Raw genomic sequence first — 20,635 nt, forward strand, 5'->3', positions numbered from 1 at the left:
TCCCGGAGTCTCCCGCCTGAACTGTGAGTAGGGCGGGACGGCAGGCCCCGTTACCGGCCGAGGCCCTTCTGGCCGCAGAGCGCCATCCGGCAACGGGCGGCGAAAACAGGGTGGTACCGCGTAGTTTTCTTACGCCCCTGGCCGTATTCCGGCCAGGGGTCGTTTTTATCCCGCCGCATATTGAAACAGAGAAATCCATTCACAGGAATGAGGAGAAGCATATGAAGTACGATTTTGCCAGTATTGAGAAAAAGTGGCAGCGCAAGTGGCTGGAGGAGAAGCCCTTCACCGCCGTCACCGGGGACAAGACGCGGGAGAAGTTCTTCGGCCTCATCGAGTTCCCCTATCCCTCCGGCCAGGGGCTCCATGTGGGCCACGCCCGGCCCTTCACCGCCATGGACATCATCTGCCGGAAAAAGCGGATGCAGGGCTACAACGTGCTGTTCCCCATCGGGTATGACGCCTTCGGCCTGCCCACGGAGAACTATGCCGTCCAGCACCACATCCACCCCGCCAAGGTGACCCACGACAACATCGAAAACTTCCGCAAGCAGCTGCACATGCTGGGCTACTCCTTCGACTGGGACCGGGAGGTGAACACCACCGACCCCAGCTACTACAAGTGGACCCAGTGGATCTTCCTGCAGATGTTCAAGCACGGCCTTGCCTACAAGGCCTCCATGCCCGTCAACTGGTGCACCAGCTGCAAGATCGTCCTGGCCAACGAGGAAGTGGTGGACGGCGTCTGCGAGCGCTGCGGCGGCGAGGTCATCCGCAAGGAGAAGAGCCAGTGGATGCTGGCCATCACCAAGTACGCTGACCGGCTCATCGACGACCTGGACGACCTGGACTTCATCGAGCGGGTGAAGATCCAGCAGAAGAACTGGATCGGCCGGTCCGAGGGTACGGAGGTGGACTTCACCGCCACCAACGGCGACAAGCTGACGGTGTACACCACCCGGTGCGACACGCTGTTCGGCGTGACCTATATGGTCATCTCCCCGGAGCATCCCTACCTCCAGCAGTGGAAGGACCAGATCCGGAACTGGGATGAGGTGGCCGCCTATATCGAGGAGGCCGCCCACAAGTCCGACTTTGAGCGGGGCGAGCTGAACAAGGAGAAGACCGGCGTGCGGCTGGAGGGCATCGAGGCCGTCAATCCCGCCAGCGGCAAGCAGGTGCCCCTGTTCGTCTCCGACTACGTGCTGATGGGCTACGGCACCGGCATCGTCATGGGCGTGCCGGGCCACGACCAGCGCGACTGGGAGTTCGCCACCAAGTTCGGCCTGCCTATCGTAGAGGTGGTCAAGGGCGGCGACGTGACCCGTGAGGCCTTCACCCTGAAGGACGACACCGGCATCATGGTGAACTCCGGCTTCCTGAACGGCATGACGGTCAAAGAGGCCATCCCCGCCATGAAGAAGTGGGTGACGGAGCAGGGCATCGGCCGGCCCAAGACCAACTTCAAGCTCCGGGACTGGGTGTTCTCCCGCCAGCGGTACTGGGGCGAGCCCATCCCCCTGGTGAACTGCCCTAAGTGCGGCTGGGTGCCCCTGCCGGAGGACCAGCTGCCCTTACTGCTGCCGGAGGTGGACTCCTACGAGGTCACCGACACCGGCGAGAGCCCCCTGTCCAAGATGACCGACTGGGTGAACACCACCTGCCCCAAGTGCGGCGGCCCCGCCCAGCGGGAGACCGACACCATGCCCCAGTGGGCCGGCTCCAGCTGGTACTTCCTGCGGTATATGGACCCCCACAACGACAAGGAGTTTGCCTCCAAGGAGGCGCTGGAGTACTGGTCTCCCGTGGACTGGTACAACGGCGGTATGGAGCACACCACCCTGCACCTGCTGTACTCCCGGTTCTGGCACAAGTTCCTCTATGACATCGGCGCCGTGCCCACCAAGGAGCCCTATGCCAAGCGCACCAGCCACGGCATGATCCTGGGCGAGGGCGGCGAGAAGATGTCCAAGTCCCGGGGCAACGTGGTCAACCCCAACGACATCGTGGACCAGTACGGCGCCGACACCATGCGCCTCTATATCATGTTCATCGGCGACTTCGAGAAGGCCGCCACCTGGTCCAATGACGCGGTGAAGGGCTCCAAGAGGTTCCTGGACCGGGTGTGGAACCTGGCGGAGAGCGCCTCCGACAGCTACGACGTGACCCCCGCCAACGAGGCTATCATCCACAAGACCATCAAGAAGGTCACCGAGGACATCGACAGCCTGAAGATGAACACCGCCATCGCCGCCATGATGACCATGGTGAACGAGCTGAGCGCCAACGGCTGCACCCGGGGCGACCTGAAGTACCTGATCCTGCTGCTCAACCCCTTCGCCCCCCACATCACTGAGGAGCTGTGGGAGAACCTGGGCTTCGCCGCCCAGACTGGTAAGATGTGCTGCCAGGCGGAGTGGCCCGTGGCGGACGAGAGCAAGACCGTGGCCGCCACGGTGGAGATGGCCGTCCAGGTGAACGGCAAGCTGAAGGGCACCATCTCCATGCCCACCGACAGCGGGGAGCAGGCCGTGGTGGACGCCGCCCTGGCGGTGGAGAAAGTGGCCAAGGCCACCGAGGGCATGCAGATCGTCAAGACCATCCTGGTAAAGAACCGGCTGGTGAACCTGATCGTGAAGCCCCGGTAATCCCTATAAGACACGGAAAGGCCGGGCGGAGTTTCCGCCCGGCCCTGTACGCATTCAGAAAGGAGATACCATGAGACATCTCGATGCATTTCTGGCTCTGCTGTGCGGCCGCTTTGACAACGCCCGGCAGCTGGAGGAGCTGAAGCAGACCGGGGGACCCGCGCTGCCCTATGCAGAGCATGTCAACACCATCTGCAACGAAAAGATCGCCGGCCTGCCGGCGGATTTCCCGGGCAAATTCGTGCTGGAGGAGAGCTACTACACCACGGACGGCAGGACCCACGCCTCGCCCCACCTGTTCCTCTTCACCGAGGAGGGAGAGGCGGTGAAGCTGACCTCCTATCAGCTGCCGAAAGGTCAGGACGGCAGCCCGGTCTCCTGGGAGACCCTGCCGCCCATGCAGTGGCAGGACCTGGAGGTCTCCGGCAAGTTTACCCCCGCCCTCTATACGCTGCACGGCGGCGTATGGGAGGGAGGCAGTGTCAGCATGTTCTCCCCGGTGCTGAAGTTCACCCTGTACGAACGCTTTTCCGAAGAAGCGCTGGAGGTGACAGAGACCATGGAGATGAACGGGAAGCGGACATTTGGCTTCGATGTGCCCATCGTCTACCGGAGAAAAGAGACGCCGGATCGGGAAGATCCTGAAGGGAAATGCTGATTTTCTGGAAAATGTCTTGACAATGGCCTGTAAGGTTTGTATAATGCTTTTGTTAAAGCCATAGATTATGGCCCTTAAAGTATCCTGGATTCAGCCGGATACCTCGGAGGGAGGGAAATATAGATGTCTGAGATCCATGTGAAGGACGGCGAGTCCATCGACAGCGCACTGAAGCGTTTTAAGCGCAGCTGCGCCAAGGCCGGCGTCATTGCGGAAGTGCGGAAGAGAGAGCACTATGAAAGCCCCAGTGTCAAGCGCCGCAAGAAGTCCGAGGCCGCTCGCAAGAACAAGAAGCGTTATTATTGATGAGCTGAAAAGTGCTGTACCGATCCGGTACAGCACTTTTTGCCTCCGGGCAAAAGCGGGAATGACCGTCGACGGGAAGGAAGGGTGTGTGCGGGAAACCCAGGAGGGGTTTCCTGCACCATTGAGATCCATTTATTTCCGGAACTTTTAGAAGTTCCGGAAACGGAGCCGGCTTGCCGAAAGTTCGGCAAGCCGGAAGTGCTGTACCGATCCGGTACAGCACTTTTTACGTCCGTCGGGCCGGAAACAGCCGGGGCAGCAGATCCCGCACCTCCGGATACATGAGAAAGGCGGCGGAGAAGCCCATGCGGGTCCCGGTCTGCAGCTTCTGCTGGAGGGTATCCGCGTCGTCGAAGAGGACGAAGTGGGTTTCACCCTCCCGGGTGTAGGTGAAATAGCGGGCGCACAGATCCTGGGAGAAGAACACGGACGGGGACTCCTGGTCCAGCAGGGCCTGGAATTCCGAAGGGCTGAGGGGACGGCCCTCACCGCTCCTGGCGGGCAGGGTGAAGTCCATCCGCAGCCGCTGGACGTCCAGAGCCAGCTTCCCCGCCCCGGCCCGCTCTGCTGCGGCACCCTGAAGATACTGGAGGAAGCTGCCGCCGGAAACGGCGGTGCAGACCAGGGAGACGGTGCCGGACGCCGCGGCGTAGGACTCCGGCACATAGACGGGGCGGGGCGCCAGGCGCCTTGCCAGCGTCTCCGCAAAGGCCAGCCGGTCCGGCGTCGGAGATTGTTCAAAGTCCAGCAGCACGCCGCTGTAGCCCCGCCGCCCGCACTCCCGAATGGCGGCGGCGGACAGCCGCTCCGGACTGGCGATGAAGGGCGCATCCCGGTCCGTGACGGACAGGAGCCCGCCCCGGGTCTGCAGCAGCAGATTCTGCCGGAGCAGCGCGGAGTCCGACCCGATGCAGTAGGCCACATGGGCCAGGGAACAGCGGAAGCGGGCGGCCTCCTGGGCCTCGGCCGGTGTCACAGCCAGATAGATCTGCAAAGCGAACTCCCCCTTGTGGAATCTTCCGAAAGCTGGTATACTGAAAAGAGACTATGCGAAGAAGGAGCCGCTTATGCCGTTTTCCCTGACGCCCCGCTGGGTGTTCCAGCATTACAGCGAGATCACCCCCGACTGGCTGCGGGAGCGGGGGATCACCCTGCTGCTCAGCGATTTGGACTTCACCCTGGCCGCCAAGAGGACCCGCCGCCCGGACCAGCCCCTGCGGGACTGGATCGCCGCCCTGCGGACGGCGGGGATCGACTTCATGATCGTCTCCAACAACCGCTCCGGAAGCCGGGTGACGGAGTTCTGCGCGGACCTGGGCGTGCCCTATCAAGGCCACGCCGGCAAGCCCAGCCCCCGGGGGCTGGAGGCCGCCATGCGCAGGGCCGGGACGGACCGGGCCCACACCGCCATGCTGGGGGACAAGCTGCTGACGGACGTGCTGGCCGCCAACCGGGCCGGGGTCCTGCCCCTGATGGTGGAGCCGGTGGGCGGCGCCGTGACGGCGTGGCAGAAGGTGCTCCACGCCCTGCAGGCCCCCTTCAAGGCCGCCTGTCGCCGCAAAATGGAAAAAAAGTCCTGAAAAATACTTGCAATAGCGGACAACATACGATAAAATAGCAAAGGAATTTTTATGGAGATAGAGGGGCGGCCGGCCGGTCAGCTTCTCTTGAGTTTACAGAGGAGGATCATTTATGCCAACGATTACTGCCGGCGATTTCCGCAATGGTGTCACTTTTGAGAAGGACGGGAGCGTTTGCACCGTGGTGGAGTTCCAGCACGTGAAGCCCGGCAAGGGCGCTGCTTTCGTGCGGACCAAGTACAAGAACGTGATGACCGGCGCCATCCGCGAGGAGTCTTTCAACCCCACCGCCAAGTTCGAGCAGGCCACTGTGGAGCGCAAGGACGCCGAGTACAGCTACAACGACGGCGACCTGTATTACTTCATGGACCCCGAGACCTATGACATGGTCCCGCTGAACCGGGACGTGCTGGGCGACGCCTTCCGCTTCGTGAAGGAGAATACCGTCTGCAAGCTGGTGAGCTACAAGGGCAACGTGTTCACCGTGGAAGTGCCCAACTTCATGGACCTGGAGGTCACGGAGACCGAGCCCGGCCTGCGGGGCGACACCGCCACCAACGTGACAAAGCCCGCCACCCTGGAGACCGGCGCCGAGGTGAAGGTGCCTCTGTTCATCAACACCGGCGACAAGATTCAGATCGATACCCGCACCGGCGAGTATATCGGCCGCAGCAAGGAGTAAGAGCGACAAAGGGGGGAGCATTTCCCCCCTTTTGTTCCTGAGAGAATGACCGCAACGCTGTTTGTAAGGAAAGGAGCTGCTGTTATGGAGATCACGGAAAAGGTCGCATATCTGAAGGGCCTGGCCGAGGGCATGGAGCTGGACACGGAGAAGAAGGAGGGCAAGCTGCTTGCCGCCATCATCGACGTGCTGGACGACATCGCCCTGGAGATCGCGGACATGAAGGCGGATCAGGCGGAGCTGTACGACGGCCTGGACGCTGTCAGCGACGATCTGGAGGACGTGGAGGACGCCGTCTTCGGCGAGGATGACGAGGACGAAGAGGACGAGTACGAATATGAGGAGCCGGAGGAGGACGAGGACTGCTACGCCACCACCTGCCCCACCTGTGAGGAGACCATCTACTTCGATGAGTCCGTCCTGGAGGATGGCGAGGTCATCTGCCCCAACTGCGGCGAGAAGCTGGAGTTCGATCTGAACGGCCTGGAGGACGAGGAAGCGCCTCAGGACGAGGAATAAGATCCATAGAAACACAGGAGCCCGGTGCACGGCACCGGGCTCCTGTTGACGTTTTGGATGGGATCACTCCACGGTGACGAGGAACCGGCAGCAGGTCCCGCCGCTGAGGACCGTCTCCACCGTCTCGACCGTAATGCGCTTTTCCGGCAGCAGCTGTTCCAGAATGTACAGCACGCTCTGCCGGGAGCACTCACAGTGGGCCGCGTCCGTCACATCGCCTCGCTGGACCTCGGGGCAGACGCACTTGGGATAGCCCACCTCATAGCGGTGGCCGGGCTGGAGGACCTTGGCAAAAAAGCCCTCTGTGTCTCCGTACTTCCGGTACTGGGCGTCCAGACTGCGGCCGCATTCCTCAAACTGCGCCATCTGGACCGGCAGGACGGTCTCCCGCACGCACCGGACGGCCTTCTCTCGGTAGTCCATGTGGTTCCTCCTAAAAGATGTCGCCACGCCCTTCAACGGTGTCCTACGGGACACCGATCCAGCAGGCAAAGTCCGTGGCCAGGAACGTTTCCTGGGCCTGCCGGATCCCTTCGTCCAGCCGGGAGACCCGGCCCCGGCCCGCCACCAGGGGGTCGATGTACCGCAGCTTGGCGGGGATCCGGTACCAGATGCCGCCCTCCGGACGGTCCATTCTCCGCTCCACCCGGCAGAAGCGCCGGAATCGGCGCCACTGGGCGGCGCTGACCGGGTCCGCCTCCAGCCTTTGGATGACCAGCGGCTCCGTCTGATACAGGTCGTCCTCCGTCAGGACTTTGCGGCCCACGGCGCCCCGCAGCAGGTCCGCCAGGGCCTGCATGGCGAAGCGGTCCTCGTCCGCCACATAGACCCGGGCGGTCCGGAGGGCCGCCTCGGTGAAGGCACAGGCGGTCTCCGGCGTGCGGAAGGCCAGCTCCGGCCGCCCTGCCTCGTCCCGCCAGACGGTCAGGTCCTCGTAGAACGCCCGGATGGCCGCCTCTCCGGCAAAACCATAGCACCGCAGATCTCCCAGGGTGTACTCCAGCCGGTCCGCCGACAGCTGGGGGGAGTCGTTGTCGGCGATGGGATAGCGGTGGTAGTCCGCCACGTCCGCCGTAGTGAGACCGTACTCCCCCAGCAGGGCCTGAAGCTCCGGAGACCGGCCGATCAGCTCCGCTGTTCGCCCCTCGGTGGACTCCTGCCGCAGATGGTCGCCGTGGAGAAAGTCCACCACATGGGCAAAGGCCGGGGTGGCCGCGTCGTGGAGCAGTCCCGCCGCGCTCTGCCGGACATCGCCGGTGAAGTGCCAGACGATCAGCGCCACCCCCAGGCTGTGGTCGAAGCGGGAGTAGGGCGCCCACCCGGAGAATTGCGGAAAGGCGGTGTACTCACACCCGCAGTTCATGCCGACCTGCCGCAGCCGGGTCATGGGCGGCGTCTCCGCCAGGCGGCGGAGAAATTCCGGGATCTCCGGATGGTACAGGGACCAGTTCTCCGTCATGGCGGCATCAGGCCTCCGGCCTCTTTTTCAGGCTGTACAGCCCGGCGCCGATGGCGGTGGCAAACGTGGCGTTTTCGGGGATGATATAGCGGATGCCGTACAGCTTTTCAAACAGCTGGAAGTTGGCGGCCGCCTGGGGCAGGGTGGTCATGGAGCCGGTGAGCACCACAGTCCGGGAGTCACAGCACTGGCAGGCCAGCACCGTCATGGTGCCGATGGCCTGCAGCACCAGATTTATCACGCCGGCCGCCAGATCGGCGGGGGTGGCGTCCTCCGCCAGGTTGCCGAAGTTGGCGGCGGTCATGTCCGGGTCCAGCGTGGGTGCGGCGTGGACGGTGATGTCCTTCATGGTCAGATCCACCTGGTCCAGATCGCCGCTCTCCGCCAGCTTCTTGATCTGGCCGAACCGCTCCATGCCCACCAGCTTGCGGCACAGTCCGCCCAGGGTGCCACCGCCGATGCCGCTGCCGCACAGGTGGCGGATACCGTCGGGCGACGCCCAGAGAAAAGCGGTGCCGGTGCCCATGCTGACCACCACGGCAGAGGACTGCCCCGACAGAGCCAGGGCCCCGGTGCCGGTGGCGGAGAACTCGTCCACCTTGCAGGTGGGCAGGCCGTAGATATCGCCCTCTACATAGGAGGCGCCCACGCCGGTGAGCACCACCCGCCGTACCTCGTTCAAAGAAAGGCGATTGCTGGTGAGATAATTGCCAAGGGCTCCATACAGGCTGGTCACCTGGTCCTCCGCCCGGACCCGCAGCATGGAAATCACGCTGCCGTCCGTCCGCAGGCCCACGATCTTGGTGCTGGAGCCGCCGATGTCGATGCCTAAAACCACATTCATGCTCTGAACCTCATTTTCCGGCGGCCAGCTGCCGCCGCGTCTTTCCCTCATCATAGGGGAGGGCGGGACGGTTGTCAAGATAGATTGATAAATAATTGACAACAATTTGCGAAAAAGCGTTGCTTTTCCCGGGGGAACCGCTTATAATCATAAAGAACGACATACCGGACAGGCAGGCAGCGCAGGCGATCCGCCGCTGCCGGGCCTGATTTTCACGGAAGGACAAATGTGCCTGCGGGCACATGGGGAACTGTTATGAGGACAGAAGAAAAACTCAACCTGACCATGCTCTGTGATTTCTATGAGCTGACCATGGGCAACGGCTATTTCCAGGCCGGCCTTCAGGACCGGATCACCTATTTTGACGTATTCTTCCGCAACGTGCCGGACAACGGCGGCTTTGCGGTCTGCGCGGGCCTGGAGCAGCTGGTGCGCTACATCCAGGACTTGCATTTCGACGAGGAGGACATCGCCTTCCTGCGGGACAAGCACCTGTTCTCTGAGGAGTTCCTGGACTACCTGCGGAATTTCCGCTTTACCGGGGACATCTGGGCCGTGCCGGAGGGGACGCCCATCTTCCCCCGGGAGCCGGTGGTGACGGTCCGGGCTCCGGCCATCCAGGCCCAGCTGATCGAGACGTTCACCCTGCTGACCATCAACCACCAGAGCCTGATCGCCACCAAGGCCAACCGGATCGTCCGGGCGGCCCAGGGGCGGACGGTGCTGGAGTTCGGCTCCCGCCGGGCCCAGGGCACGGACGGCGCCATCTCCGGCGCCCGGGCGGCCTACATCGGCGGCTGTGCCGGCACGGCCTGCACCATCTCCGACCAGCTGTACGGCGTGCCCGCCGGCGGCACCATGGCCCACTCCTGGGTCCAGATGTTCGACAGTCAGTATGAGGCCTTCAAGACCTACTGCGAGATCTACCCCCACAACGCCACGCTGCTGGTGGACACCTATAATGTGCTCAAGTCCGGCGTGCCGGACGCCATCCGGGCCTTCAACGAGGTGCTGAAGCCCCGGGGCATCACCAAGTGCGGTATCCGGCTGGACTCCGGCGACATGGCATATCTCACCCAGGAGGCCCGGAAGATGCTGGACGCCGCCGGCTGGACGGAGTGCCAGATCTCCGCGTCCAACTCCCTGGATGAGTATATCATCCAGGACCTGCTGCTGCAGGGGGCCAAGATCGATGTGTTCGGCGTGGGTGAGCGGATGATCACCGCCCGCAGCGAGCCGGTGTTCGGCGGCGTGTACAAGCTGGCCGCTGTGGAGGATGCGGCGGGGAACATCATCCCCAAGATCAAGGTCAGCGAGAATCTGGACAAGATCACCATCCCCCACTTCAAGAAGACCTACCGCATCTTTGACAGCGCCACCGGCAAGGCGGAGGCGGACTATCTCACGGTCTGGGATGAAACTGTGGACGAGAGCGCTCCGCTGGAGCTGTTCGACCCCCGGGCCACCTGGAAGCGCAAGACCTATACGAACTTCACGGCCAAGCCCCTGCAGGTCCCTGTTTTCCAGGGGGGAAAGCTGGTCTACCGGCTGCCCGCCCTGTCGGAGATCCAGGCCTACTGCCGCGCCCAGGTAGATACCCTGTGGGACACGGTGAAGCGGTTCGAAAACCCCCACACCTATTATGTGGACCTGAGCCAGAGACTGTTCGACATCAAGCAGGATCTGCTGCGCCAGAGCAGATGACACAGCGACTCCGCCCGCCGGGCGGAGTCGTTTTGTTCACAGAATATTGGTTGCGGAGATCTGAAAGTTTCAGTATAATAAAAGGATAAGAAGTCGAAGCTGAGAAGAGGAGGTGGTCCGACCCATGCGAAAGAGAACTTTGCCCCAGCCGGAGGAGCGGACAGAGCGGCGGATCTCCGCTTTTACCAGCCTGTCCATCTGCGCACTGACGGTGGTCGCACAGATCGTCATTACGCTGACACTGACTCAGCTGCTGGCGGAAAATGTCAGCTATGTCTATTTCATCTTGGAGCTGGCCGGCGCGATCGTGGCCATTCGGGTCTATCAGCGGCAGGGGAGCCCCTCTTATAAGCTGGTTTGGATGTGCCTGCTGCTGGCGCTGCCGGTGTCCGGCATGATCCTTTTCCTGCTGTGGGGCGGGACCCATCAGGCCAAGAGCCTGAGCCTGCGAAAGGTCCCCCCGCCGGCGGAGCGGGAGAGCACCCGGATGGAGAGCGCCGCCAATGTGGCCAGGCTGAACCGCCGGTCCCCTGCCTGGGGACGGCTGGCGTCCTATCTGCAATCCCGGGATTTCCTGCTGTACAGTGGCTCCCAGGCCCGCTACTTTGCGGAGGGCGCCGAATTTTTTGACGATCTGGTGCTCCATCTGCAGCGTGCGGAGATCTATATCTTTCTGGAGTACTACATTCTGGCAGAGGGACAGGTCTGGGACCGGATCTTCTCTGTCCTGCGGGAGCGGGCCGCCGCCGGCGTGGAAGTGCGCATCATCTTTGACGACTTCGGAAACCTGACCCGCCTGTCCGACGCGACGCTGCAGGCCATTCAGGACGCCGGCATCGAGGTGGAGGTGTTCAACCCCGTCCACCGGTATGTTAATCGGATCTATTTCAATTACCGGGACCACCGGAAGATCGCTGTTATCGACGGGCTGTACGCCTACACCGGCGGCATCAACATCGCCGATGAGTACGCCAACATCCTGGTCCGCTTCGGCCACTGGAAGGATACCGGCGTCCGGATCGAGGGCGCCGGCGCCTGGGGGTTCGCCTCCCAGTTCATCCAGATGTGGAAGATGATCGGCCGCTCTCTGCCCAACGAGGACGATTACTACCGTCCCCGGGTGGAGGTGGAGGGCACCGGCTGGTGCCAGCCCTTTACGGACGGGCCGCTGAACAATCCGGACAACCCCATCGAGGACACCTATCTCCAGCTGATCGCATCCGCCCAGAAGATGCTGTATATCACCACGCCCTATTACGCGGTGGAGGAGTCCATGCAGAAGGCCCTGTGCATCGCTGCGGACGCGGGAGTGGATGTGCGGCTGATGGTGCCCGCCATCCCGGACAAGAGGTATGTCTACATGGTGGCGGAGACCTATTGGGGCGAGCTGCTGGAGCACGGGGTCAAGATCTACCGCTACACCCCCGGCTTTATCCACGCCAAGAGCGTCATGGTGGACCGGGAGGTGGCTCTGATCGGCAGCACCAACATGGATTACCGGACGTTCCAGCTCCACTACGAGTGCGCCGTGCTGCTCTATCACATGCCGGCGGTGGAGGACCTGCTGGAGGACATGGACCACATCGTGGCACAGAGCGAGCCCTATACGTTGAAGGAGTGGCATGAGCGCTCCTGGCTGCGCAGGCTGTGCGCCTCGCTGCTGCGGCTGGCGGCCATCTGGTTTTAAAGGCATGGCTCTACGGGGCCGGCCGCTGATCTTATTTTCTCAGGAGGCACTATGTCCCGTGAACTGACGCCACAGGAGACTGCGGAGCGCAGTCTCATCAAAAAATACCGGAAGGAGCTGTGGAATCCCTTTATTGCTGCCGTCAAGCGGTATGAGCTGATCGTCCCCGGGGACCGGATCGCCGTCTGCATCTCCGGCGGCAAGGACTCCATGGTGCTGGCCAAGCTGATGCAGGAGCTCCAGCGCCATACGGAGCAGCCCTTCGAACTGGTCTTTCTGGTGATGGATCCCGGCTATGCCCCGGCCAACCGGGCACTGATCGAGGAGAATGCCGCCCGGCTGGGCATCCCCATCACCGTGTTTCAGAGCGATATTTTCGACGTGGCCTATCAGGTGGAGAAGAACCCCTGCTACCTGTGCGCCCGGATGCGCCGGGGGTTCCTCTACAGCAAGGCCCGGGAGCTGGGCTGCAACAAGATCGCCCTGGGCCACCATCTCTCTGATGTGATCGAGACCACGCTGCTGGGGCTGTTCTACGGCGCTCAGCTGCAGACCATGCCCCCCAAGCTCCGCAGCAAAAATTTTCCGGGCATGGAATTGATCCGGCCGCTGTATTGTGTCCATGAGGACGCTATCATCGCCTGGAAGAACTACAACGGCCTGCGCTTTCTCCAGTGTGCCTGCCGGTTCACGGAAGAGCGGGACGGCGCAGACGACGGCGTGGGAGACAGCAAGCGCCAGGAGATGAAGCTGCTGCTGCGGCAGCTGAAGAAGACCAATCCCAATATCGAGAAAAGCATGTTCCGGGCGATCCACGGTGTCCAGCTGGACACCTTCCCTGGCTTTAAGTTCCGGGGAAGGGCCTTCTCCTTTGAGGAGGCCTATGATCTGCCCGGCTTTCCCGCCGGGGCGCAGGCGCCGGCTGCGGATACAGAGGAGGCATGACCATGAATTACTATCGCTGCGAAAACCCGGACTGCGGATTTTTGGCAGAGGAGGAGCCGGACGTCTGCCCACACTGCGGCGGCACGTTTTTCCTCTCTGTGGATGAGGAGGAGCTGACAGGTTCCGATTGGGTGCAGCTGGGCAACCGCGCCGTGGATGAGGAGCGGAACACGGATGCCCTGGCCTGCTATCAGCAGGCCGCAGCCGCAGGCGACGTGCTGGGGCTGACCAATCTCGGCTGGTGCCTGGAGGCAGGCGTCGGCGTGGAGGCGGATCCCCGGCAGGCAGTGGTGCTGTATGCCCAGGCCGCGGCCCAGGACTACATGCCTGCGCTGACGAACCTGGGCTACTGCTATGCCCACGGTGTGGGTGTGGCCCAGGATGACGACAAGGCTGTGGAGTGCTTCCGGAAGGGGGCGGAAAACGGCTTTCCCCGGGCCCAGTTCCTGCTGGGTGAGGCATACTCCCGGGGCCTGGGCGTGGAGCGCAGCGATGAGGATGCCGCCCGCTGGTATCAGTCTGCCGCATGGCTGGGCTATCCGCCGGCCCAGACGGAGCTGGGGCGCTGCTTGGAGTTTGGCACCGGCGTGCCCCAAAATATCCAGCAGGCGGTGAAGTGGTACCGGTCTGCCGCAGACAATGGGAACGCACCGGGCCAGTGCTGCCTGGGCTTTCTGTATGAGAGCGGCCAGGGGGTGGAACAGAGCTGGCAGGAGGCAGTGAGATGGTACCGCGCCGCTGCAGACCAGGACTATCCCCGTGCCCTGTGCAATCTGGCCTGGTGCTATGAGTACGGAAAAGGCGTGGAGCGGGATTACGCCCAGGCGGCCCGGCTCTATCTGCGGGCGGCGGAGCAGGAGTATCCCCGGGGGCAGCTGTGCATGGGGCTTTGCTGTGAGCGGGGGCGGGGCGTCCCGCTGGATCTGGTTGCCGCTGCGGAATGGTACCGCAAGGCGGCGGAGCAGGGGGAGGAAGACGCCCAGTGCTGCCTGGGCTATCTGTACGAGACCGGCCAGGGCGTGGAGCAGAGCTGGGAAGAGGCGGTGCGGTGGTACCGTACCGCGGCGGAGCAGGGCCTGCCCCGCGCCCAGTGCAACCTGGCCTGGTGCTATGAGTACGGCAAGGGCGTCGCACAGGACTCGGCGGAGAGCTACCGCTGGTACCGCAGGGCAGCGGAACAGGATGATCCCCGCGGCCTGTTCTCCGTGGCCCACTGCTTTGACTATGGCCGCGGTGTGGAACAGGACAGCGCTGAGGCGGTGAAGTGGTACCAGCGGGCAGTGGACGCCGGCTCCGCACCGGCCATGTGCGACCTGGGCGTCTGCTATGAGCGGGGCGAAGGTGTGGAGCAGGACCTGGGCAAGGCGGTCGGCCTGTACCGCCGGGCCGCAGAGGCAGGCAATGCCGCAGGTCAGTGCAACCTGGGTTATCTCTATGAGATCGGCCGCGGCGTGGAGCAGAGCTGGCAGGAGGCGGTGCGGTGGTACCGGGCCGCAGCGGAGCAGGGCCTGCCCCGTGCCCAGTGCAACCTGGCTTGGTGCTATGAGTACGGCAAGGGCGTGGAACAGAATTTCAAACGGGCCGTCCACTGGTATCGTCAGGCTGCGGACCAGGAGGATCCCAGAGGGATGTTCTGCATGGGCGTCTGCTGTAAGTATGGCCGCGGTGTGGAGGAAAACTGGGAAGAGGCGGTCCAGTGGTACCGCCGGGCGGTAGACGCCGGTTCTGTGGCGGCGCTGTGCAATCTGGGCGTCTGCTATGAGCGGGGAGAGGGCGTTCGGAAAGACCCGGCCGAGGCTGCCCGGCTGTACCGTCAGGCAGCAGAGCGGGAGGATGCCGCCGCCCAGTGCAACTTGGGATACCTCTATGAATCTGGCGAAGGGGTGGAGCAGAACTGGCAGGAGGCTGTCCGCTGGTATCAGGCGGCGGCGGACCAGGGCTATCCCCGTGCCCAGTGCAACCTGGGGGTCTGCTGGGAGTTCGGCCACGGCGTGGCCAGGGACCCGGTCAGGGCGGCGGCCCTGTACCGCCAGGCGGCAGAGGGCGGCGACTGCGTGGCGGCCTGCAATCTGGGCTACCTGTACGAGACGGGATCCGGTGTTGCCCAGAGCTGGGCGGACGCCGTGAAGTGGTATCAGCAGGCGGTGGAAGAGAACTATCCTCGCGCCCAGTACAACCTGGCCTGGTGCTATGAGCATGGAAAAGGCGTGCCCCGGGATCTGCGGCGGGCCAGAGAGCTGTATCAGGCTGCGGCCCAGCAGGAGTACGAGGGCGCCCGGGAGGCAGCGGCCCGGCTGGAAAAGTCCGGCGGCCGCGGCGGGTTCCTGCGGGGCTTCCTGGACGGTCTGCATGGACAGTAGAACTGAAGATACATAACAGGAGGGCACGGGGAACCGTGCCCTCCGAAAAAAAGCCCGAAGAAACAAAAAAAGGTATTGACAAAATGAGACTTTCCTGTATAATAATATCTGTTCGCTGCGGACAAACAAATAGCGGGTTTGTGTAAGGGTAGCACAGCAGACTCTGACTCTGTATGTGAGGGTTCGAATCCTTCACCCGCTGCCAAAGGGATCCCTGGAATCGTTACGGTTCCAGGGATTTTTTCTATGCAGGACGCGGCAGGGCCCGGGAGACGCCGGAGACTGTGCAAATTTCCGGGATTCTCCGCAACAGCCTCTTGTGCTGCCAAATCGGCTACGGTATAATGGGAGGCGAGTAAAGAAGGGGCGAGCCCCGATGGATAAAGGATGTGAAGACATGGATCAGTTTCGAGCGAAGCGCGGCTACATCTGCGATATGGACGGTGTGATCTACCACGGCAACCGGCTGCTGCCGGGCGTAAAGGAGTTTGTGAACTGGCTGTATCAGGAGGGGAAGCAGTTCCTGTTCCTGACCAACAACAGCGGAAAGACGCCCCGGGAGCTGCAGGACAAGCTGGCCCGCATGGGGCTTGAGGTGGACGAGAAGCACTTCTACACCAGTGCCCTGGCCACCGCGGAGTTCATTGCCGCCCAGCAGCCCGGGGCCAAGGCCTATGTCATCGGGGAGCCGGGTCTGTACAACGCGCTTTACGACCGGGGCATCACCCTCAGTGATGTGAACCCGGACTATGTGGTCATCGGGGAATCCGCCAGCTACAACTACGACTCCATCTGCCGGGCGGTCCATCTGGTGCAGAAGGGCGCCCGCCTCATCGGCTGCAACTCCGACCTGACAGGCCCCACGGAGGACGGGCTGGTGCCCGCCTGCCGGGCATTGGTGGCCCCGATCGAGATGGCTACCAACCAGCAGGCCTACTTTGTGGGAAAGCCGAATCCTCTGATGATGCGCACGGGCCTGCGGCTGCTGGGTGTCCACTCCCAGGAGGCCGCCATCATCGGCGACCGCATGGACACCGACATCGTGGCGGGGATCGAGACCGGCCTGGATACGCTGCTGGTCCTCTCCGGCGTCACCACCCGGGAGGAGATGACCCGCTTCCCCTACCGGCCCCGCCTGGTGCTGAACGGGGTGGGAGACATCCCGCCGGCGGAATGACGGCCCGGCAGCTGGAATCACATAAGAGAAGCGCCCGCTTTTCACTTGGTGAAAAGCGGGCGCTTTCTGTTATTCCACGGTCTTCAGGGACTCCACCATGTCCAGCTTCTTCAGCTTCCGGTGGGCCGCCAGGTTCACCAGCAGGGAGAAGAGCACCGTCAGCACCACGGCATAGGCATAGCTGCTGAGGGACAGCTGCCGGCCGAACATGAGCATGTCGATCTCCACCGTCAAAATCAGCCACTGGTGGAGGAGCTTCCCCATGACCATGCCCATGGCCACGCCGAACACCGTCAGGATCACGTTCTCCCGGTAGATGTAGGCGGACAGCTCCCCGTCATAGAAGCCCAGGACCTTCAGCGTGGCCAGCTCCCGCATCCGCTCCGTGATGTTGATGTTGGTCAGGTTGTAAAGCACCACGAAGGCCAGGGCCGCTGCGCACACGATGATGAGGACCACGGCGTAGTCCACGCTCTCCAGGCTGGAGCCGTAGGTGTCCCGGGTGTCCTCCATCCGGGTCAGGGAGGTGACGCCGTCCAGCCCCACCAGCTCCCGCTCCAGGTCCTCTGCGGCGGCGTCCTCCACGGGATAGTCCGCCAGCATCAGGTTCTGCCGGGGCTCCGTGCCGAAGACCGTCTCGTAATAGGCGTCGGTCATGTACACGTAGTGCTGGATGTAGTGCTCCGTCACGTCGGCCACCCGGACCTCCACGCGGCTGTCCCCGTCCAGAGTGATGGTATCGCCTGGCTGGACGTCCAGCAGGCTGGCCAGCTTCTCCGTCAGCACCACCCCGTCGTCGGAAAGAGTTACCGGCTCGTCGTCCGTCCGGTGCCGCAGGTGGATGAAGGGGGCCATGGACGCCTGGTCCGGAAAGACCTGCACCGTGCAGTCCACGGTGTAGGCGTCCGTCTCCGCCGTCATGGACGCACTGCAGCAGACCAGCCACCCCTCCGCCAGGGGATCTTCATCCAGGGCCTGCGTCACCTCCCGCAGCTCGCCGGGGGTCACCTTGTCCACCAGGCCGATCTGGGCGGTGTAGCCGTAGATCTCCTCGAACTGCTTGTCCATGATGTCGAAGATGGATCCCCGCAGACCGAAGGCGGTGACGATCAGCGCCGCACAGCCGCCGATGCCGATGACCGTCATCCAGAATCGCCGCTGGTAGCGGAAGAGATTCCGGATGGTGATCTTGTAGTTGAAGGACAGCCGCCGCCAGAGGAAGGGCAGCCGCTCCAGCAGCACCCGCTTGCCCGCAGGGGGCGCCTTGGGCCGCATCAGTTGGGCGGGGACGGCGGCCAGGGTGGAGAAGCAGGCCCCAAGGGCGGAGAGCGTCACCGTGCCGATGGCAGCAAGGCATGCCACAGCGGAGGTCACCGGCTCCAGCCCGTACTGGATGGGGCCCAGGGTGTAGATGATGTTCCAGGCGTTGCAGATGATCCAGGGCAGCAACGTCAGCCCCACCGCCAGGCCCAGCAGGGCCCCCACGGTGCTGGCCAGAAAGCCGTAGCCCACGTATTTGACGGCGATGATCCCCTTGGAGTAGCCCAGGGCCTTCAGCCCGCCGATGGTGACCCGCTGCTCCTCCACCATGCGGGTCATGGTGGTGAGGCACACCAGCGCCGCCACCAGGAAGAAGATGAGGGGGAACACCGATGCCAGGTTGCCCATCCGGTCGGCGTCCATGGAGTAGCTGACATAGCCGGTGTTGGTGTTCCGGCCCAGGAGGTACCACTCGCATTCCTCGATGTCCTCGATATCCCGCCGGGCCTGCTCCAGCTCCTTCCGGGCGTCGGCGATCTTGTTCTCTGCCTCCGCCTTGCCGTCCTCGTACTCGGCGAGGCCGTCGGTGTACGCCGTCTCGCCGTCGTTCAGCTCCGCCCGGGCATCCGACAGCTCCGCCTGGGCATCGGCTGTTTCCTCTGCCAGGGTCTGCCTGGCGTCCTCCAGCTCCTGCAGGCCGTCGTAGTAGTCCTGCCAGCCGTCGTCCAGCTCCGCCCGGCCGTCGGCCAGCTCCTGCTCGCCGTCCTGGAGCTCCTGATAGGCATCCTCCAGCTGCCGCCGGGCATCCTCCAGTTCTGTCCAGCCGTCCGCAAGTTCCTCTTCTGTCTCGTCCAGGACGGCCTTGGCGTCATCCAGCTCCCGCTTGGCGGCCCGCAGCTGGGCCATGCCGTCATAGTACTCGTCCCAGCCGTCGTCCAGTTCCCGCCGGGAGGCCAGCAGGGTCTGATAGGAGGCGCGGACTGCCTCCGCGCTTTGGGGAATCTGATCGGCCGCCGGCTCCAGCTGGGCCAGGGTCTGCCGGGCGGTCTCACGGGTCAGACCCTCCTGCGCCAGCTGGGTATCGATGGCTGAAAGAGCGCCGTTCACCTGGGCCTGCCGGGCCAGCAGACCGGGGGCCTCCGCCGTGCCGTTCAGCTGGGCAATCAGCTCGGACTCCTTCTGCCGGAGCGCCGCCAGCTCGGCCTGCTGCTCCTCCGTCAGTTCTCCCAGGGCCGTCAGTTCTGCGATCCGTTCCCGCGTACTTTGCAGGCTGTCCTGCAGGGCAGTGACCTGCGCATCCAGCTGTTCCTTCTGGGGCTCCAGTTTGTTCAGGGCATCCACTGCTGTCCGCAGAGCGCTGATCTGATTGTTCAGGGCAGTCAGCGCCGCATCCACTGCCGCGTGGGCGGGCCCGCCTCCGCTGCCCTCCGCCGCCAGGGCGGCACACAGGGCGTCCACGGAGCTGTAGCCGGAGCCGGGCAGCAGATAGGTCTGCACCAGCTGGTCGAACTGGCTCTTTCCGGCGCTGTACTGGGCCTCGCCGCTGTTCAGCTGGTCCAGGGCGCTGCTCAGCCGCCGCTGGCCTGCCCGATACTCCGCCAGGCCGTCCTCGTACTGCTCCAGGCCGTCCTCGTACTGGGCATAGCCGTCCTCGTATTCGTCCAGGCCGTCCTCGTAGTCCCGGCGGCCATCGTAGTATTCCTGCCAGCCATCGTCCAGCTCCGCCCGGGCGTCCGTCAGCTTCTGCTCGTTGTCGTTCAGCTCCACCAGGGCGTCGTCCAGCTCCGTCTGGCCGTCAGAGATCTCCTGCTCTGCCTCTGCCACCTGGTCCTGCAGCTCCCGGACGCCGTCGTGGTATTCCGCCCAGCCGTCATCCAGCTCGGCCCGGGCATCTGCCAGCTCCGCCCAGGCGTCGGAGAGCTCCTGCTCTGCCTCCGCCTGTGCGTCCGCCAGCTCCTGCTCCGCCTCCGCCAGCTTCTCGTTGGCCTCGCCGATGACCTCCTCTCCCCGGAGGCGGGCCCGCTGGTCGGCAAACGCCTCCAGGCTGTCCGTCAGGCTGTCGATCCGGTCCGTATAGGCGTCGTCATAGCAGAGAAGCGATTCCGCCCCTTCCGCCAGCAGGTAGAAGTCCGTATAGGTCTCCATGGAAAAGGCGCTCAGAGGCAGCAGCACAAAGGCGGACACCTTGCCGGTGCCGAGAGACGATGTGCCCCGGTCCGTGCCCACATACAGCGGGGAGTCGGCGGTGCCCACGATGGTGAAGGTCTCCGTCCGCAGGGCGTCCGCATAGTCGCCGTCGCCGGTGTCCAGGGTCAGGGTATCCCCCAGCTGCAGGCCGGTCTCCTCCAGCAGCAGCGGCTCCACCAGGCACTCCCGGGCGTTTTGCGGCAGGCGGCCCTCTACCAGCCGGGGGGCGTTGATTCCGGGATCTTCTGTAAACGAGAGAACTTTTACAATATAGTCGTTGTCCGTCAGGTGGACCACGGCGTCCACGGTATAGGCCCGCTCCACCGCCGCCACACCGGGCTGCTGCGCCAGGGCCTCCGCGTCCTTGTCCGTCAGACCCAGGGTGGAGAGGACATGGAGGTCCATCAGATTCTGCTGGTCAAAATACAGATCCGCCGACTTCTTCATGTCTGGGGCCGTGGCCCGGAGCCCCGCCAGGAAGCACACTGCCAGGGCGGAGAGGACCAGCAGGGAGAGAAAGCGGCTGAAGGTGTTTCGGATCTCCCGCAGAGCGTCCGTGATGATGCGGTTGTGCCGCAGCTTCATACAAATTCCTCCGGAGAATTAGGAATTAGGAGTT

General features: G+C 63.6%; 16 protein-coding genes, 1 tRNA gene and 1 other annotated feature (1 of these 18 cut by a window edge). Of the genes, 12 read left to right on the forward strand and 5 right to left on the reverse strand.

Going from position 1 to position 20,635, the window contains the following annotated elements:
- Nucleotides 1-142 (forward strand) — a binding site (T-box leader); it begins 93 nt to the left of the window's first position.
- Between the two features lie 79 nt (nt 143-221).
- The 3 genes from leuS (at nt 222) to rpsU (ending at nt 3,612) form a co-directional block, all read left to right on the forward strand.
- Entirely contained in the window at nt 222-2,648 is a 2,427-nt protein-coding gene (leuS, locus tag H9X91_RS03655) for a leucine--tRNA ligase (RefSeq protein ID WP_204802632.1), read from the forward strand.
- A 70-nt stretch (nt 2,649-2,718) separates the two neighbouring features.
- On the forward strand, nt 2,719-3,306 hold the full coding sequence (locus tag H9X91_RS03660; protein WP_204802633.1) for a hypothetical protein: 588 nt from the start codon (nt 2,719-2,721) through the stop codon (nt 3,304-3,306).
- Between the two features lie 123 nt (nt 3,307-3,429).
- Nucleotides 3,430-3,612, forward strand: coding sequence for a 30S ribosomal protein S21 (rpsU, locus tag H9X91_RS03665; RefSeq protein ID WP_021750944.1), 183 nt, complete (start codon nt 3,430-3,432; stop codon nt 3,610-3,612).
- A 226-nt stretch (nt 3,613-3,838) separates the two neighbouring features.
- Here rpsU and H9X91_RS03670 read toward each other — a convergent pair whose 3' ends face one another.
- Entirely contained in the window at nt 3,839-4,606 is a 768-nt protein-coding gene (locus H9X91_RS03670; protein WP_204802636.1) for a glycoside hydrolase family 18 protein, read from the reverse strand.
- A 73-nt stretch (nt 4,607-4,679) separates the two neighbouring features.
- Here H9X91_RS03670 and H9X91_RS03675 point away from each other — a divergent pair, with 73 nt between their 5' ends.
- The 3 genes from H9X91_RS03675 to H9X91_RS03685 all read left to right on the forward strand — a co-directional run bounded on the left by H9X91_RS03675 (nt 4,680) and on the right by H9X91_RS03685 (nt 6,393).
- Nucleotides 4,680-5,192: a YqeG family HAD IIIA-type phosphatase gene (locus H9X91_RS03675; protein ID WP_204802638.1), complete on the forward strand. Its 513-nt coding sequence runs from the start codon at nt 4,680-4,682 to the stop codon at nt 5,190-5,192.
- 112 nt (nt 5,193-5,304) lie between these two features.
- Nucleotides 5,305-5,874, forward strand: coding sequence for an elongation factor P (efp, locus tag H9X91_RS03680; RefSeq protein ID WP_204802640.1), 570 nt, complete (start codon nt 5,305-5,307; stop codon nt 5,872-5,874).
- A gap of 84 nt (nt 5,875-5,958) precedes the next feature.
- Nucleotides 5,959-6,393: a CD1247 N-terminal domain-containing protein gene (locus tag H9X91_RS03685; protein ID WP_204802642.1), complete on the forward strand. Its 435-nt coding sequence runs from the start codon at nt 5,959-5,961 to the stop codon at nt 6,391-6,393.
- A gap of 63 nt (nt 6,394-6,456) precedes the next feature.
- Here the strand turns inward: H9X91_RS03685 and H9X91_RS03690 are convergent, their stop codons facing one another.
- The 3 genes from H9X91_RS03690 to H9X91_RS03700 are packed head-to-tail and all read right to left on the reverse strand — an operon-like array spanning nt 6,457 to nt 8,696.
- Nucleotides 6,457-6,816 (reverse strand): hypothetical protein, encoded by a 360-nt coding sequence (locus tag H9X91_RS03690; RefSeq protein ID WP_204802644.1) that lies wholly within the window; start codon nt 6,814-6,816, stop codon nt 6,457-6,459.
- Between the two features lie 43 nt (nt 6,817-6,859).
- A complete protein-coding gene (locus H9X91_RS03695) occupies nt 6,860-7,852 on the reverse strand; it encodes an HD domain-containing protein (protein ID WP_204802646.1) in 993 nt (330 codons plus the stop codon).
- A 7-nt stretch (nt 7,853-7,859) separates the two neighbouring features.
- Nucleotides 7,860-8,696 carry an acetate and sugar kinases/Hsc70/actin family protein gene (locus H9X91_RS03700; protein ID WP_204802648.1) on the reverse strand — a complete coding sequence of 279 codons (837 nt, stop codon included), beginning with the start codon at nt 8,694-8,696 and terminating at the stop codon, nt 7,860-7,862.
- Nucleotides 8,697-8,951: 255 nt separating this feature from the next.
- On the opposite strand from H9X91_RS03700, the gene H9X91_RS03705 reads away from it, so the two are divergent.
- The 6 genes from H9X91_RS03705 to H9X91_RS03730 all read left to right on the forward strand — a co-directional run bounded on the left by H9X91_RS03705 (nt 8,952) and on the right by H9X91_RS03730 (nt 16,569).
- Nucleotides 8,952-10,400: a nicotinate phosphoribosyltransferase gene (locus H9X91_RS03705; RefSeq protein WP_204802650.1), complete on the forward strand. Its 1,449-nt coding sequence runs from the start codon at nt 8,952-8,954 to the stop codon at nt 10,398-10,400.
- Between the two features lie 124 nt (nt 10,401-10,524).
- Nucleotides 10,525-12,087, forward strand: a complete 1,563-nt coding sequence (gene cls, locus H9X91_RS03710) for a cardiolipin synthase (RefSeq protein WP_204802652.1) — start codon at nt 10,525-10,527, stop codon at nt 12,085-12,087.
- 51 nt (nt 12,088-12,138) lie between these two features.
- Nucleotides 12,139-13,032 (forward strand): tRNA lysidine(34) synthetase, encoded by an 894-nt coding sequence (locus H9X91_RS03715; protein WP_204802654.1) that lies wholly within the window; start codon nt 12,139-12,141, stop codon nt 13,030-13,032.
- Nucleotides 13,033-13,034: 2 nt separating this feature from the next.
- Nucleotides 13,035-15,392 carry an SEL1-like repeat protein gene (locus tag H9X91_RS03720; protein ID WP_204802656.1) on the forward strand — a complete coding sequence of 786 codons (2,358 nt, stop codon included), beginning with the start codon at nt 13,035-13,037 and terminating at the stop codon, nt 15,390-15,392.
- A gap of 131 nt (nt 15,393-15,523) precedes the next feature.
- Nucleotides 15,524-15,597, forward strand: a tRNA-Gln gene (locus H9X91_RS03725).
- 192 nt (nt 15,598-15,789) lie between these two features.
- Nucleotides 15,790-16,569, forward strand: a complete 780-nt coding sequence (locus H9X91_RS03730) for an HAD-IIA family hydrolase (protein WP_204802658.1) — start codon at nt 15,790-15,792, stop codon at nt 16,567-16,569.
- 69 nt (nt 16,570-16,638) lie between these two features.
- On the opposite strand, the gene H9X91_RS03735 is transcribed toward H9X91_RS03730, so the two are convergent.
- Entirely contained in the window at nt 16,639-20,601 is a 3,963-nt protein-coding gene (locus H9X91_RS03735; protein WP_204802660.1) for an FtsX-like permease family protein, read from the reverse strand.
- Between the last annotated feature and the right edge of the window lie 34 nt (nt 20,602-20,635).

The sequence above is a fragment of the Oscillibacter valericigenes genome, assembly GCF_016902445.1.
Taxonomy (GTDB): Bacteria; Bacillota; Clostridia; order Oscillospirales; family Oscillospiraceae; genus Oscillibacter; species Oscillibacter avistercoris.

Excerpts from the sequence above, each read along its gene's own strand:
- H9X91_RS03715 (WP_204802654.1), top strand. The coding sequence starts at position 12,139 with ATGTCCCGTGAACTGACGCCACAGGAGACTGCGGAGCGCAGTCTCATC.
- H9X91_RS03675 (WP_204802638.1), top strand. The coding sequence starts at position 4,680 with ATGCCGTTTTCCCTGACGCCCCGCTGGGTGTTCCAGCATTACAGCGAG.
- H9X91_RS03690 (WP_204802644.1), bottom strand. The coding sequence starts at position 6,816 with ATGGACTACCGAGAGAAGGCCGTCCGGTGCGTGCGGGAGACCGTCCTG.
- H9X91_RS03695 (WP_204802646.1), bottom strand. The coding sequence starts at position 7,852 with ATGACGGAGAACTGGTCCCTGTACCATCCGGAGATCCCGGAATTTCTC.
- rpsU (WP_021750944.1), top strand. The coding sequence starts at position 3,430 with ATGTCTGAGATCCATGTGAAGGACGGCGAGTCCATCGACAGCGCACTG.
- H9X91_RS03735 (WP_204802660.1), bottom strand. The coding sequence starts at position 20,601 with ATGAAGCTGCGGCACAACCGCATCATCACGGACGCTCTGCGGGAGATC.
- H9X91_RS03660 (WP_204802633.1), top strand. The coding sequence starts at position 2,719 with ATGAGACATCTCGATGCATTTCTGGCTCTGCTGTGCGGCCGCTTTGAC.
- H9X91_RS03720 (WP_204802656.1), top strand. The coding sequence starts at position 13,035 with ATGAATTACTATCGCTGCGAAAACCCGGACTGCGGATTTTTGGCAGAG.
- H9X91_RS03685 (WP_204802642.1), top strand. The coding sequence starts at position 5,959 with ATGGAGATCACGGAAAAGGTCGCATATCTGAAGGGCCTGGCCGAGGGC.
- H9X91_RS03705 (WP_204802650.1), top strand. The coding sequence starts at position 8,952 with ATGAGGACAGAAGAAAAACTCAACCTGACCATGCTCTGTGATTTCTAT.
- H9X91_RS03700 (WP_204802648.1), bottom strand. The coding sequence starts at position 8,696 with ATGAATGTGGTTTTAGGCATCGACATCGGCGGCTCCAGCACCAAGATC.
- cls (WP_204802652.1), top strand. The coding sequence starts at position 10,525 with ATGCGAAAGAGAACTTTGCCCCAGCCGGAGGAGCGGACAGAGCGGCGG.
- H9X91_RS03730 (WP_204802658.1), top strand. The coding sequence starts at position 15,790 with ATGGATCAGTTTCGAGCGAAGCGCGGCTACATCTGCGATATGGACGGT.
- efp (WP_204802640.1), top strand. The coding sequence starts at position 5,305 with ATGCCAACGATTACTGCCGGCGATTTCCGCAATGGTGTCACTTTTGAG.
- leuS (WP_204802632.1), top strand. The coding sequence starts at position 222 with ATGAAGTACGATTTTGCCAGTATTGAGAAAAAGTGGCAGCGCAAGTGG.